This is a genomic window from Anaerolineales bacterium (assembly GCA_016928575.1).
Lineage (GTDB): Bacteria > Chloroflexota > Anaerolineae > Anaerolineales > RBG-16-64-43 > JAFGKK01.
In genome coordinates, this window is record JAFGKK010000094.1 from 1 (window position 1) to 13,956 (window position 13,956).

11 protein-coding genes and 1 tRNA gene are annotated in these 13,956 nt (G+C 64.0%); 5 read left to right on the forward strand and 7 right to left on the reverse strand.

Features of this window, described 5'->3' with window-relative positions; genetic code table 11:
• Positions 1-189: 189 nt before the first annotated feature.
• The 5 genes from JW929_12000 to nadC all read right to left on the reverse strand — a co-directional run bounded on the left by JW929_12000 (position 190) and on the right by nadC (position 5,528).
• The gene (locus tag JW929_12000; protein MBN1440122.1) at positions 190-1,488 is read right to left on the reverse strand and encodes an FAD-dependent oxidoreductase; all 1,299 of its coding nucleotides are present in this window, start codon (positions 1,486-1,488) and stop codon (positions 190-192) included.
• A 64-nt stretch (positions 1,489-1,552) separates the two neighbouring features.
• Complete coding sequence (locus tag JW929_12005; protein ID MBN1440123.1) at positions 1,553-1,879, reverse strand: GxxExxY protein; 327 nt, start codon at positions 1,877-1,879, stop codon at positions 1,553-1,555.
• A 121-nt stretch (positions 1,880-2,000) separates the two neighbouring features.
• Positions 2,001-3,587 carry an FAD-dependent oxidoreductase gene (locus tag JW929_12010; GenBank protein MBN1440124.1) on the reverse strand — a complete coding sequence of 529 codons (1,587 nt, stop codon included), beginning with the start codon at positions 3,585-3,587 and terminating at the stop codon, positions 2,001-2,003.
• Positions 3,584-4,645 (reverse strand): quinolinate synthase NadA, encoded by a 1,062-nt coding sequence (nadA, locus tag JW929_12015; protein MBN1440125.1) that lies wholly within the window; start codon positions 4,643-4,645, stop codon positions 3,584-3,586. The genes JW929_12010 and nadA overlap by 4 nt, the downstream gene beginning before the upstream one ends.
• 28 nt (positions 4,646-4,673) lie before the next feature.
• The gene (nadC, locus tag JW929_12020) at positions 4,674-5,528 is read right to left on the reverse strand and encodes a carboxylating nicotinate-nucleotide diphosphorylase (protein MBN1440126.1); all 855 of its coding nucleotides are present in this window, start codon (positions 5,526-5,528) and stop codon (positions 4,674-4,676) included.
• Positions 5,529-5,845: 317 nt separating this feature from the next.
• On the opposite strand from nadC, the gene JW929_12025 reads away from it, so the two are divergent.
• The 4 genes from JW929_12025 (at position 5,846) to JW929_12040 (ending at position 9,356) form a co-directional block, all read left to right on the forward strand.
• Positions 5,846-5,923, forward strand: a tRNA-Asp gene (locus JW929_12025).
• Between the two features lie 166 nt (positions 5,924-6,089).
• Positions 6,090-7,433, forward strand: a complete 1,344-nt coding sequence (locus tag JW929_12030) for a hypothetical protein (protein ID MBN1440127.1) — start codon at positions 6,090-6,092, stop codon at positions 7,431-7,433.
• Positions 7,434-7,723: 290 nt separating this feature from the next.
• Positions 7,724-8,647: a diacylglycerol kinase family lipid kinase gene (locus tag JW929_12035; GenBank protein ID MBN1440128.1), complete on the forward strand. Its 924-nt coding sequence runs from the start codon at positions 7,724-7,726 to the stop codon at positions 8,645-8,647.
• Between the two features lie 10 nt (positions 8,648-8,657).
• Positions 8,658-9,356 (forward strand): 1-acyl-sn-glycerol-3-phosphate acyltransferase, encoded by a 699-nt coding sequence (locus JW929_12040; GenBank protein MBN1440129.1) that lies wholly within the window; start codon positions 8,658-8,660, stop codon positions 9,354-9,356.
• Positions 9,357-9,499: 143 nt separating this feature from the next.
• Here the strand turns inward: JW929_12040 and JW929_12045 are convergent, their stop codons facing one another.
• Both JW929_12045 and JW929_12050 read right to left on the reverse strand, forming a co-directional pair.
• Positions 9,500-11,800 carry a ComEC/Rec2 family competence protein gene (locus JW929_12045; GenBank protein MBN1440130.1) on the reverse strand — a complete coding sequence of 767 codons (2,301 nt, stop codon included), beginning with the start codon at positions 11,798-11,800 and terminating at the stop codon, positions 9,500-9,502.
• A 432-nt stretch (positions 11,801-12,232) separates the two neighbouring features.
• Positions 12,233-13,483, reverse strand: coding sequence for an MFS transporter (locus tag JW929_12050; GenBank protein ID MBN1440131.1), 1,251 nt, complete (start codon positions 13,481-13,483; stop codon positions 12,233-12,235).
• Positions 13,484-13,790: 307 nt separating this feature from the next.
• On the opposite strand from JW929_12050, the gene JW929_12055 reads away from it, so the two are divergent.
• Positions 13,791-13,956 (forward strand): 6-phosphofructokinase (locus JW929_12055; protein MBN1440132.1); only part of this gene is annotated, 166 nt, incomplete at its 3' end.

The following is a 13,956-nucleotide window of genomic DNA, read 5'->3' on the forward strand; positions in this document are numbered from 1 at the left end:
CCCCTCTCCTGGCATAAGGCAGGAGAGGGGGAAGGGGTTGTGGGGTTGGGGGTGAGGAAAGGGCAGGGACGGGGGGCTGAGGAGATAATCCAATTTCAGAAAAAGTTTGGGGAATAGATAGCCGCATAAGGCGCAAAATGCACAAACCCTTTTGTGCCTTTTGTGCCCTTGGTGCTCTTTGTGGCCGTTCTATTTGTGGTCTTGGATCATCAACCGCGCCGCTTGGCGGGCGAGGCGGACGGCGTAGTTCATTCCCCGATCCCACGGATAGACCTGACTCATGCTGGCAAAATACAATCCCGGCATCGGGGTGCGCACGGCGGGGATGTTCCGGGAATGGCGCACGGTCGGGATTGGCTGGGCGTATTCGGTTTTCGACAACCAGGACTTGCGCACCCACTCCGGTCGAAAAGCGGAATTGAAGCGCGGGAGAACGGCAAGAAAGCGCCTTTGCAGTTCCTCCTTCGGAAGCGAAAAGTATTCGTGGCCGAGCGGGAGATAATCCCCGCAGTAAACGATGTGGTCTCCTCCGAAATGCTCCGGGGAAAGAAAATTCGTATGCTCGACCATCGCCAGGAAGGGAAAGCCGGCGTCCTTGGGCAGGTTGTGCCAGTAGATTCCCTGCTCGGAAAGCCTGTGGGAAAGCGCGAACACCATCACCACCGCCCCCATGTGCCGCAGGGAATGCAATTGCGAGAGATACTCCGCCGGAAGCCCGGGCGCCATCGCCGCCAATTGATGAGGCGAAGCGGTGCACAAACAGGCGTCGAACGTCTTTTTTCCCGATACGGAAGCCAGTTCGATGCCGCCCTCCGGACGGGCATGCATCCCTTGGACGGGATCGGAAAACCGGACGGCCGCGCCCATCTCCATCAGCCGGCCGGCCAGCTGGTCCAGCAGAGCCTGCATCCCTCCGGCGTAGGTGGTCAATTGCGGCGTGCGGGAATGCATCCGGGCCCAGAACCACGACATCGGTATCCGGCGGTAGTTTTCTTCGCCGAATTTTCCGATCAGGAGAGGTTTCCACATCTGATCGTAAATCCGGCTTCCGAACCAGCGCCGCATCCAGACGTCCGCGGGATACGCTTCCATCCATTGCCAGAAGGGATTCAGCTTCAAGAACGATCCGGCGATCAGCAGGTTCCAGAAGCGCAGCGGGAGGGGCAATCCCGGGAAGGCCAGCCAGGACGGTATGCTGTCGAGAGGGTGGAATTTTCCTCCATGGTACACGGCCGTGATGGGCCGCCGGACGACGATGTGGCGGGCCCATCCCAACTCGCGGATCAAGCCGAGGATGTCGCGGTCGGACGTGAACCAGTGCCGGTAGTACTTTTCAACGCTCCATTCCCAGGCTTCGTCGCGGAACCCGCCGCCGAGGCCGCCGGGAGCCGCTTCGGCTTCGAACAGCGCAACGGCGTGGCCGGTCCGCACCAGGTCGTGGGCCGCCGCCAACCCGCCGATCCCCGCCCCGATCACCGCTATCTTCATCGGTTCTCCTTTGAATCCACGAAGACGCACGAAGAAAATCTGAAGGACACGAAGGAATATCGGTTCAAATTATCATCCGTTTCCATTCGCGGTTTCCAACGCTCCCGATAATAATCCAAATGCCCAATTGGAGACCGGTTACTTTGAAACAATACAATAATTGTACTTCCTCCCGCGCGGATATTTGTGTAACAGCGTTTAATTCCAAAATGATTTTTGAATGGCAAACCGCATCTGCATTGTATCCGCGTTTTAGTTTACTTCCCGTATAGACAACCGGATAGCTTTTTTCTTTTTCAAAAGGAATTCCCCTCTTCGAAAATCCAATTAACAAAGCATCCGCATATCCCCCTTCCAGAAACCCCGGTCCGAGGGTCCGGTGGACAACCATCGCGCATCCGATGAACGCATAGACTTCCTGACGGTACAGGATCTCTCTCCTATATCCCCCTGTTTTTTACCAGGATAGCCTTTGTGTAATTTCCGATCTTCTTCGTGTGGCTTCGTGGATTCTAGAGCACCCCCGCCTGCTTGCCGTCCTCGAGGAAGTGGCAGCCGATGGCGGTGCGGTTGAGTTTGGCGGCGCCGGCCACCACCAGCGCGGCGTGAATGCTGTGCCGCAGGCCGATCAGGGCGTCGCTGAGCTGGGTGGTGCGGTAGAAGCCCTCGATCTCCTCATTGAGGTGGTACAGGTCGCTGAGCGCGCGTTTGAGCCTGACGGCGGAGCGGATCAGCCCGACGTAGTGCCACATGGTGTATTGGATGGTTCGCACGTCACGCCAGATCAGCGCGGGGTCCGCCCCCTCGCTGAGGCCCGGCATCCACGGCGGCACTTGGTCCGGATCGACCTCGGCCGGGGACTCGGATTCGGCGATATCGACGGCCGCGCGCCGGCCCCACACCAGCCCTTCCAGCAGGGACGTGCTGGCCAAACGGTTGGCGCCGTGGACTCCCGTGCACGCGGTCTCTCCCGCGGCGTACAAACCGGGGATCGTCGTGCGCCCGCGGGTGTCCGTCCACACCCCTCCGCAGGAATAATGCGCCGCGGGCACCACCGGGATCGGTTCGCGGGTGATGTCAAACCCGGCCTCCAAACAGCGCGCATGGATGTTCGGGAACCGGGATTTCACCTGCGGAGCGGGCAGAAAGGAAATATCCAACAGCACGTGCGGGTAATCGTGCACCACCATCTCGTGGTGGATCGCCCGGGCGACGATATCGCGCGGGGCAAGCTCCTTCCACTGCGGCGCGTATTCGGACATGAACGCCCGGCCGTCCGGCGTCAGCAGGCGCCCGCCCTCTCCCCGCACCGCTTCGGACACCAGAAATCCCTCGCCGGTCGGGGCGGCGAACACCGTCGGATGGAATTGGATGTATTCGGCGTTGATCACCCGCGCCCCCGCCCGGTTGGCCATCGCCAAGCCGTCTCCGCGGGCGCCTTCGGGGTTGGAAGTGTACCGGTAGATGCGGCCCAATCCGCCGGTGGCCAATACGGTGGCGTCAGCCAGGAACCGGTTCACTTCGCGGCTGGCCTGGTCGAACACGTAGGCTCCGTGGCAGGTGATCGGCTGGTAGACCGCCAGCGGGTCGCGGGCGTGGTGCGGGAAGGTGATCAGGTCGACGGCGGTGGCATTGGGAACGATGCGGATGTTCGGACGTTCAGCCATCAGGTCGTGCAATCCGCGGATGACGGCTTTGCCGGTGGCGTCCCCCACATGCAGGACCCGCGGCAGGGAATGCGCCGCTTCCCGTCCGTAATCCAACTCGCCCCCCGGTGTCCGGTCAAACGGCACCCGGGCCTGTTCGATCAGCAGATCCCGGATCAATGCCGGCCCCTCTTGCGCCATGAGGGCGGCGGCTGAAGGCAGGCTCAATCCGGCGCCCGCATCGACAATGTCCCGGACCAGCAGTTCGGGGGTGTCGTTTTTTCCGAGGGTGACGATCCCGCCCTGGGCGTAGCGGGTGTTGCTTTCCTCCGGATCCTGGGCCCGGGTGACCACCGTGATCTGGCGCTGGCGGTCCTCGGAGAGCTTCAGCGCCGCGCTGGCGCCGGCAATGCCGCACCCGATAATCAGCACATCGGATTGAACCAGGTTCATCCGCGGACCTCCAGCATGCGATCCAGCGCGGCCCGGGCGGGTTCCGCCACATCCGGCGGGACGCGGACCGGATTGATTTCTTCCCCGCGCAACAACCCCGCGGCCACGCGGGCCAGGGAGGCGAGCGTGGTCTTGTTCATGGTGACACAGTTGTTGGGATCGGGCGAGAGGAGGCGGATTTCCTGCTCGGGATGTTCGCGCGCCAGCCGGTTCACCAGGTTTCCCTCGGTTCCGATCGCCCATCGGCTTCCCGCCGGCGCGGCGTCCACCAGCCGGATGATGTCGGCGGTCGATCCGGCGCCGTCCGACAGCCGGACGACCTCCTGGGTGCACTCGAGATGGACCCAGACCCGCACCCCGGGGCGGTTTTTCCTGGCCGCCTCCACGTGCGCGGGAAGAAACCGCTGGTGGACATAGCACCAGCCCTTCCAGAGGAGAATCTCGGCCGCGGCGATCATCTCCCGGTCGTTCCCGCCCAACTCCCGGCGCGGATCCCACAACGGCATCCGCTGCGCGGAGATCCCCATCCGCAGGCCGGTGTTGCGTCCCAAATGCTGGTCGGGGAAGAAAAACGTCCGCGGCCGGCGGGCGCGGGCCCATTCCAGGATTGCGCGCGCATTGGAGGACGTGCACACCGTGCCGCCGTGCATTCCGCAAAAGGCCTTCAGCCCCGCTTCGGAATTCACATAGGTCACCGGCATGATTTCGCGTTCCGCATCCAGCATGCCGCCCAATTGTTTCCAGGCATCCTCCACCTGAAGCGGATCCGCTTTTTCCGCCAGCGGGCATGTGGCTTCGGGTTCGGGCAAGATGACCACCTGCCCGGGATTCGCCAGGATGGCGGCCGTCTCCGCCATGAAGCGCACCCCGCAGAACACGATGTATTTCGCATCCCGGCAAGCCGCCGCATCGCGGGCCAATTTCAGCGAATCGCCCCGGTAATCCGCGAAGCGGATCACTTCGTCCTTTTGATAATGATGTCCGAGGATGACCAATGCCCCGCCCAGCCGCGTCTTGGCGAGTGTGATCAGGCTTTCCGGAGTGGTGGACGAAGTCATCGGGCGGCGCAGGCGCGGACGGGCGGCATCAGGAAACGAGCTCCAGGCTGAGATCCAAAGCCGGCGCCGAGTGCGTCAATGCGCCCACGGAGATGTAATTCACTCCGGTCTCGGCGATCGGACGGACGTTGTCGAGGGTCACGCCGCCGGATACTTCCAGCGGCACGCGGTTGTTCACGAGGACCACGGCCTCGTGGATCGTCTTCAAATCCATATTGTCCAGCAGGATGCGGTCCACCGGGAGGGAGAGGGCTTCCTTCAGATGCTCCAGGGAATCCACCTCGACTTCCAGGGGCAGGGTCGGATAGCTTTGGCGCGCCCGCCGGACGGCCAGGGAAAGCGACTTGACCGCCTGAATATGGTTGTCTTTCACCATCAGCATGTCGTACAAACCGCGGCGGTGGTTCATGGCGCCCCCGATCCGCACCGCATACTTTTCCATGGCGCGGAACCCCGGCGTGGTCTTTCGCGAATCCAGAATGACCGCCCGGGTGCCCGCCACCGCCTTGACGAATTGGCCCGCCAGGGTCGCGATTCCGGAAAGGCGCTGCAAAAAATTCAGGACGATCCTTTCCAGGGCGAGAATCGACCTCAGGCCGCCCTCGAGGCTCACCAACAGATCCATCGGCTTCACCAGGGCGCCGTCCGAAACGGCGGAGGTGAAGACGAGGTTCGGATCCGTTTTCGTGAACACCGCCCGGGCGACAGGCAATCCGGCTACGATGCCATCCTCCTTGGCGATGATCGCCGCGCGCGCCTGGGCGTGCGGGGAGAACAAGGCCAGGCTGGTTGCGTCGCCCGAACCAATGTCCTCGGCGATGGCGGCGGCAATCAGCTTGTCCGCCGACTCAAGGACATCTGCGAGGGAAGGCGTAAAATCCATGCGCAAGCTCCTTCGAATGGAGTGGGTCTGATTATAATATCGTAGTGCAAATTAGGGATTCGGCCGCGCCAGCCTTGCCTATCCGCCGGACCAAACTCCCCGCCGGCCACCGGGCATTCGAACGCTTGGGAGCGATCCGGTGCGGGACGTTGCTTGCGGCAGTATCCGATGACCCTCCCGCCCCGGTATCCGACCCCCGACCGGCGCCAATGCTCCCGGAGAACACCGTTGCCGGCCATGCGCAACCCGGCAGGGGCAAGCCGGCCCGTGCCGTTGACGCATCCCTTCCGCCGTGGTATAAATTGCGCCCGCGCCTCGGGGGCGTGGTGTAGCTGGTCTAACACGCGGCCCTGTCAAGGCCGAGACCGCGGGTTCGAATCCCGTCGCTCCCGCCACAAACCGGCCAGAAAGCCATCGGCCGGTTTTGCGTTCCTCCCACAGCCTCGGGCGGCGTTGCGGCCCGCGGCCGTGCGCGCCCCGGCGGCGTGAAAATTCCCCTTTCCGTCGTTTGACCGTATAATCCAGATCGACCGCCACCCTGACGCAGCTTTCGGAGGTATCATGCGATTCTCAACCCGCACCATCCTCCTTGCAGTATTCTTTTGGCTTGCCGCGTGCAATTTCCCCACTCCGGGAACCCTCCCGCCGACTCCGGAATCCCCCGTTGCCACCCCGACCAAAAAGAGTCCAGCATCGGCGACGCGCACGGAGACGGCCGTCGTGGCGGGTATGGGGGAAACCCCCACGCCGACCCAAACCGGCTTGCCGCAAGCCGGCCCGATCCCGCGCTTGGAGGAGGGAACTGCGTTGGCGATCGCGCACATCGATATGATCGACGCCGAAAAGGGATGGGCGATCGGGGGCTCCGCCGACCCCCGGACGCGGGACCATGTCCTTTGGACCGGGAACGGCGGAGGATTTTGGAAGGACGTCACCCCGCCGGAGAATACCCTTGTGGATCCGCCCACCGAGCGGGTGGCGGTCGGCGGATTCTGGGATTCCGAAACGGCGCTGGTGACCTACTATTCCGCAAATCTTCAGCTCCCCTCGGATCCGCCGGTCGTCTGGAAGACGACCGACGGCGGATCCGCTTGGACACCCAGCGCCCCGCTGGATCTCTCCAGATGGACGGGAGAGTACCGCATCTCCGACGTCTTCTTCATCAATGTGAACACCGCCTGGATCCTGGCGCATAAAGGCGACGATCCCGCCTCCGACCGGATCGCCCTCTTCCAGACCTTAAACGGCGGGAACACTTGGCAGATGGTGACCGATCCGGCCGTGGACTCCCCGATCCAGCAATGCGAAAAGACGGGGATCCTATTTACCGGTCCCTGGAACGGTTGGATGACCGGCGACTGCCGCGGAAACCGTCCGGGAGTATTCCTCTTCCAGACCTTCGACGGCGGCAAGAGCTGGAGCGAAGCCAAGCTCCCGAGTCCCGCGGCGCCGCCCGGGCTGTTTACGTCCGGCAACTTCTCCTGCAGGATCCAGCCGCCGGCGTTCTTTGCTCAGCAAACCAACCTGCTCCTGCCCGTGGAATGCACCTCCAAAACCTCTCCCACCACCGCCGCCTTCCTGTTCTCTTCCAATCTGGACGGCTCAAATTGGCATATCATGGATTATCCCGGCGGGATGATGGTGGTCCGCAGTTCCGGCGACGGGCGGGTGTACCGCGGGGACGTGGTCAGCGGCCTGGCCGTCGGAGAAGAACTATACATTTACACCGGGACGACCGAGATATGGGAAAAGATCGATCCCATTGATTGGAGCGGGCAATTCGACTTCATCGATTGGAACAAGGGTTGGGCCGCCGCGCACAAGGACGGAACTCCGCTGTTGATGTACACCAAGGACGGCGGGCGGAGTTGGACCGAGATCCGTCCGGTGGCAGCGGAGGGGTAATCCCGCCCAAAGCGCAAAGCCTTCGGCGGCCCCCCCGCCATTTTTGCGGGAGCCGCCTTTTTTTCACCCCGCGGCGGGAACCCGCCCCTCCCTGCCGATCGGATGGCGGACGAAACTCCGCGGGCGGGAAGGTGTTTTAACCAAACACGGACCCGGGTGCGGCGAAACGGATTGGATGGACGCCTGAACGGTTGCTCAAGGTTCCATCCGGCGCTTCGATCCCATCCCTGGCGCGGTAAGGTTATGGTATCATCCCGCCCTATCCTCGTCTTTCGGAGAATTCCCCGTTTATGACCCGATACAGCGTCATCGTCAATCCCACGTCCGGCCGCGGTGAAGGCGGATTCAACATCCCCAAGGCCAAGCAGCTCCTCAGCGCGCTCGGCGTCACCTTCGACCTTGCCCGCACCGAACGGCCGATGCACGCCGTGGAACTGGCCCGCCGCGCGGCGGGTGAAGGGTACGACGTGGTCGTCTCGATGGGCGGGGACGGAACCGCCAACGAGGTGCTGAACGGCCTGATGCAGGCCAAGCTGGCCGGCGAGGGCGAAGCCGCGATGGGGATTATCACCGTCGGCCGGGGGAACGATTTCGGGCACGGGATCGACGTCCCCCGCGGGCTGGAACCCTCCTGCCGGATCCTGGCGGCCGGGAAGCGCAAGCGGATGGACGTCGGCAAGGTCACCGGCGGCTTGTTCCCGCAAGGCAGATATTTCGGGAACGGGATCGGGATCGGGTTCGACACCATTGTCGGATTCGAAGCCGCAAAACTTACCTGGCTGTCGGGGTTTCCCTCCTACCTGGCCGCCGCGCTGAAAACCATCTTCCTCTACTTCCGCGCCCCGCTCCTTCGGATCACGCACGACGGCGGAACGATCGAACAACCCGCGCTGATGGTCTCGGTGATGAACGGGCGGCGGATGGGCGGTTCGTTCCACATGGCGCCGCAATCGAAGAACGACGACGGGAAATTCACCGTGTGCCTCGCCGGGCAAGTCAGCCGGGCGGGGATTTTCCTGCTGATCCCGCGCTTCATCCAGGGCACGCAGGCCGGGCATCCGGCGATCCGCTACCTGGAAACCTCCAAACTGGAGGTGGAAGCCCTGAGCGGGACGATCGCGGCCCACGCCGACGGGGAAACCCTCTCGACCGACGCCCCCCGGATGTCCGCCGAAATCTTCCCCAGGGCGATCGACGTCATCGTCGGCGGATAGGATCCCGCGGATGAACATCGCGCAGACGGTGGTGTATTCTCCGATCCGGGCCCTCGGCCGGACCTTGTGCCGCGTGCACGACGAAGAACTCGCGCGGATACCGCATCAGGGTCCGCTGTTGATCGTCGCCAACCACGTGAATTTTCTCGACGTCCCGATTTTCTACACCCACCTGATCCCCCGCTCGGTCACCGGATTCGCCAAGATCGAAACCTGGAAGAACCCGGCGATCGGCTTGCTTTTCTCGCTCGGCGGAGCGATCCCCATCCGCCGCGGCGTGGTCGACCGCACCGCCTTCGGGCGGGCGCGCGACGCCCTGCGCGCGGGACGGATTCTGGCGATCGCGCCGGAGGGCACCCGCAGCGGAGACGGCCGCCTGCAAAAGGCGCAAACCGGCGTCTCCGTGCTGGCGCTCGAGAGCGGCGCACCGGTCCTCCCGGTAGCGTACTACGGCGGAGAGAATTTCCGGCGCAACATCGTCCGCCTTGTCCGGACCGATTTCCACTTCCGGGTCGGGACTCCCTTCCGCGTGCGCCTGGAGGGCGGCCGCCCGACCCGCGAGGCGCGCGAAAACATCACCGCCGACATCATGTACCGGCTGGCGGCGTTGATGCCGCCGGAGTACCGCGGCCATTATGCGGATCTCTCCAAGGCGACCAACCGCTATTTGGTAGATTCCAACGATTGCCATTCACCGCGCATCTCCTAGGCCTTTTCCTCATCCCATCCCCCGTTGCTCTCTCTCTTTTTCCCCATCGGCTTGCCCGGAATCGGGATAAGCTCTTGGCCGGACACTCCGGAGTCCGTGCTCCCCACCTCATCCGATGGGGAAATAGGCGGTGACGATCCGCCCTACTTTTCCACCCGCACCCAAAGACGAACCCCGTCGGTCGCCAGCTCGATCCACCCCCGAGCGTCCGTCCGCAACAGGTCGGTCCCTTCCGGCCAGCCCAAATCCGCTTCGAACGGCCAGATGCCCGCCGACGGCCGGGCTGCGCCCAGCCATTCCGAAAGACCGCCGCTTTTCTTCACGGAATACGGGAATACGGCGATCTGCGCGGCCGGCACCCTGCCCTGAGTCAGCATCCGGCCGCTGAGTTCTTCGTCCAGCCCGTCGAGAATCAACCAGCGCGCCGCTCCGTATTCCACGGCGAGGATCACTCCCGCCTCCCCCTGCCCCAGAACCCTCAGCCGCGACCCGCCGCCGAGGTCAAGCCCAAAACCTTCGCCGGCTTCCACGACCGGGATTCCCCGTTCCACGCAGGCGGTGAGAAAACCGGCCAGGGTTTTTCGGTTTCGGTCCGTGCCGGCGGGGATCAGCACGCCGCCGATCTCGTAGCGCTCCCCGATTTCGCCGAGCGCGGATGCGCTTTCCGCGGCGGCGGATCCGACCACGACCCAATCCAACCGCTGCGGGCCGTAGCCGAGGATCCGTCCCAACCCGGAGGCGAGGAGGTTGGGGTCCCCGCCGGCGTCGATCAGCACCGTTCCGCCGGAGGGAGACCGCAGCAGCATAGCCTCCCCACCGGTGGCAAGCACCGTCAGATGCAGGCGGCCGTCGGGCAGGTTGAAAAAGACTCCCCAAGCGAGGTAAGCGCCCGCGGCGAGGACCGGGACCGCGAGGGAGCAGGCTTTTGCCGCAATCGTCTTCCCCCATGCGGGTCGCGGAAATTTTCCGAACGCCGACAGCGCGGTCCCCCCAAACAGCGCCAGGTAATACACGGCGATCCAGGACGGCGGGATATGTCTGGTCGGCAACCAGAGGGAAGAGAAATCCGCCCCCCATTCCACCACGCGGATCGTATACGCCGTCGGCGCCCAGCCGGCCCAAGCCAGCGCCTGTCCGGCCGGAAGCCAAACCATCCCGAGCATCAGCGCCAATCCGCCGCCGATCATCACCATCGGCTGAACCGAAAGGATGAGCGGGTTGACGGCGAAGGCGCTGAGGGAAAGCGAACTGAAGTAATACAGCATGAGCGGCAGGGTGGTGATCTGCGCCGCCGCCGTCATCAGGAATATCTCGCCCGCCGCCGACGCCAACGCGCGGGCCTTTTCTTTCGAGAGGCGGCGCAGCAAACGCTCCGCTCCGTTCTGCAGCGGATCGGCGTAGAGGATGAGCCCCAGCGCCGCGGCGAAGGACAATTGAAATCCGATGTCCCACAGCGCCCAAGGGCTAAACGCCGTCATCGCCGCGCCGGCGAAGGCCAGCGAGGTCAATCCGTGCGAGCGCCGCCCCTGCGAGCGGCCGAACATCGCCATGCCGCCCATGACCGCCGCGCGGACGACCGACGCCGCCGCCCCGACCAGGACGGTGTAAAGCGCGATTCCGAGGACGGCGATCAGCCAGCCGGGGATCCGGCGCGGAAGCCGTTTGGTCAGCGCGAGGAAGATTCCGGCGATGATCGAGATGTTGAATCCGGAGATCGCCACGATGTGGGAGGTGCCGGTCCGCGCAAACGCATCCTGGACCGGAAGGGGAATGCCGGATTCGTCGCCGAGCAGAATCCCCGCCAGCAGAGCGCATTCCGGCTCGGGAAACAGCCGGCGCAAAACCGCCTGGGCGCGGCGGCGGACGGCGAACAGCGCGGCCCGCAACGGATCGGCCGATCCCGGCGAAGACGACCGCAGAACCGGATCCTCCAGGACGCCGAATACCCCCTGGCGCGCGAGGTAGAGGGCGTAATCGAATCCCCGGATTTCCGGGGGCGGCTGCAGGCGGGCGTACAGCACGAGCCGGTCGCCGCAGCGCGGCCTCCAGCCCTCGGGAGGACGGGGAAAAAACACCAGCACCGCCCCCTCCAAATCGCGGATCTCCGTTTCGCCGTCCGGGAGTATCCGCTCCACGCGCGCGCGGATTCGGAATCCGCCTCCCTTGGGAATCGGATCCTCCTCCAGGACGACTTCGTAGACGCCGGAGGCATTCAGGTAGGCTCCGACGAATCCGGGTCCGGGTTTGGGTTGGGCTGCGGAGAGGCGCGCGCTTCCGAGGAAAAAAAACGCCAAGCCGAGAATCGCAATCCGCAGCCTCCGGAGGGTGAAAGCCAATAGGAAAAACGACACTCCGGCAGTCAATGCGGCGGCGAACGGCAAGCCCAGGATGGGCGCCAAACCGATTCCGGCCATCCAGAATACGCAAAGATAAAAGAGCGTCATAGATCCCCCTGGAAGAAATGCGCGGCGATACTTATATCACGACCGGATTATTCCGGCCAGCGACGCCCCCGTCAAGGGGCTTTCCATAAACGGCATGATGCTGCCTCCGGATCGTCATGCCCGCCCCTGCCCTGAGAAGCGGGGTGATCGCAGCCGGCATCCAGTCGTGCAAACCCCGGATTCCCGCCAAACCCACCCCCGGCGAAGAACGCGCCGAGGGCCGGCGCGGGAATGACAAACCATCTCCGGCAGGGGATTTTACATAAATACCAATCATGACTCCACTGTAAAAAGCCGTTTCTCACCGCAAAGACGCGAAGAACGCCAAGTTTTTCCCAATAATTCTTTGCGGACTTGGCGTCTTTGCAATAATTTTTCAAGTTCCTGCAAAGGAGTCGGGAATTCACTTTATCGACAGCCCGGTGGAGGGGGTCACTCCTTCGCCAGCCGCGGCAGCCAGAAGACGGTGAGGACGACGGCGACGATCGCCATCGCCGATCCGAAGTAGAAAGGCGCGGACGCCCCGAACCCCTGCCAGGTCGAAATCCCCTGCCATAGAATCCCCGCGATCAGCGACGCCGGAAAAGCCATGATCCCGACCGCGGCGTTAAAAATTCCATAGGCGGTGCCGCGGGTTTCCGGCACGGTCAGGTCGGCGACGTAGGCGCGGGCGGTGCCTTCGACCATCGCGTAATACAGGCCGTACAGCGCGTAGAGAATCCAAATCTGCCAGGAAGCCCCGGCGGCGGCAAACCCAAGGTACACCAACGCGTACACCAGCCAGCCGATCACCAGGACCTTGCCGCGTCCGACCGCATCCGAACGCGATCCGGCCGGAGCGGAGGCGAGCGTGTAGACCGCGTTGAACACGAAAACGGCCAGCAAGACCTGAAAGACGCTCAGTCCGCGGTCCTGCGCCCGCAGGACGAGGAAGGAATCCGAAGAGTTGCCGAGCGTGAACAGCGAGACGACGAGGAAGAATCCGATCAGGCGCGGGCTGAAGGTGCGCCGGGGGGACGGGGCCGCCGGCAATTGCCCGGGCGCCGCCGGCGTCCGGGGCCCGACCGGAACGTCGCGGGCGATAAGGATCAGGCTGAGCACTCCCAGGAAAGCGGGGAGGATGCTGATCCAGATCGCCAAACGGAACGTATCCGCCTGCAAGACCGCCTCCGAAGGGCCGGCCGCATAGGCGACCGCCGCCGCGGCCGCCAAGCCGATCGCCGCCCCCAAGGTGTCCGCCGCGCGGTGCAATCCGAATCCGAAACCCCGGTTTTCAGCCCGGACCGAATCCGCGACCAGCGCGTCGCGCGGCGCGGTGCGGATCCCCTTGCCGATCCGGTCCGCAAACCGCAGGAACAGGACCGCCGGCCAGGAGCCTGCCAGCAGGAAAAACGGCTTGACGACCGCCGAAAGCGAGTATCCGAAGACGGTCAGCGCCTTGCGTTTTCCGAGCTTGTCGGAAAGCCATCCGGAAAGAAGCCGGGTGAGGCTGGCGGTGCTTTCCGCGACGCCCTCGATCAGTCCGACGACCGACGTTTTCGCCCCCAGCACGTTGGTCAGGAACAGCGGCAGGAGATGAAAGATCATTTCCGAGGAGATGTCGGTGAATAGCGAGCCCAGCGAGACCGCCAGGAGGTTGCGGGGGATGCGCATGGATCGTCGAAGATCGGAATTCCCAGCCATGATCGCCTCCGGACATCCAGGGGTGGATTTTTGGAAAAGTATACTCAATTGCCGCCTTCGCGCCATCCTGCCGCGAATCGGTCTTCGAAATATAATTGTCCGGGACGGGATCGGGCAAGCGGAGCGCGGACCGTCCCGGCGGAAGCGCCGGCTCTCCTCCCGCCGATGACCGTTGCTTTGTCCAAGCGCGCCCGCGTTCCCCGCGAACCCTTCGCCGAGGGCGGATGCGCAGGCAAGCGCCGGGAAAAGGGGCCGGACGTTGCGAGGGGAGCGCAAGACCGCGAAGAAAGGAAAGCCCATGGCGAAAATGCGGATCGGGATCGTCACCGGAGGCGGGGACGCGCCGGGGTTGAACGCCGTCATCCGGGCGGTCGTGAAAACCGCGTCCATCCGGTACGGAGCGCAAATCATCGGGATCGAAGACGGCTTCGACGGGTTGTTCGCTCCGGGCGGAACCCGGCCGCTCACGCCGG

Excerpts from the sequence above, each read along its gene's own strand:
- JW929_12000 (MBN1440122.1), bottom strand. The coding sequence starts at position 1,488 with ATGAAGATAGCGGTGATCGGGGCGGGGATCGGCGGGTTGGCGGCGGCC.
- JW929_12005 (MBN1440123.1), bottom strand. The coding sequence starts at position 1,879 with ATGGTTGTCCACCGGACCCTCGGACCGGGGTTTCTGGAAGGGGGATAT.
- JW929_12010 (MBN1440124.1), bottom strand. The coding sequence starts at position 3,587 with ATGAACCTGGTTCAATCCGATGTGCTGATTATCGGGTGCGGCATTGCC.
- nadA (MBN1440125.1), bottom strand. The coding sequence starts at position 4,645 with ATGACTTCGTCCACCACTCCGGAAAGCCTGATCACACTCGCCAAGACG.
- nadC (MBN1440126.1), bottom strand. The coding sequence starts at position 5,528 with ATGGATTTTACGCCTTCCCTCGCAGATGTCCTTGAGTCGGCGGACAAG.
- JW929_12030 (MBN1440127.1), top strand. The coding sequence starts at position 6,090 with ATGCGATTCTCAACCCGCACCATCCTCCTTGCAGTATTCTTTTGGCTT.
- JW929_12035 (MBN1440128.1), top strand. The coding sequence starts at position 7,724 with ATGACCCGATACAGCGTCATCGTCAATCCCACGTCCGGCCGCGGTGAA.
- JW929_12040 (MBN1440129.1), top strand. The coding sequence starts at position 8,658 with ATGAACATCGCGCAGACGGTGGTGTATTCTCCGATCCGGGCCCTCGGC.
- JW929_12045 (MBN1440130.1), bottom strand. The coding sequence starts at position 11,800 with ATGACGCTCTTTTATCTTTGCGTATTCTGGATGGCCGGAATCGGTTTG.
- JW929_12050 (MBN1440131.1), bottom strand. The coding sequence starts at position 13,483 with ATGGCTGGGAATTCCGATCTTCGACGATCCATGCGCATCCCCCGCAAC.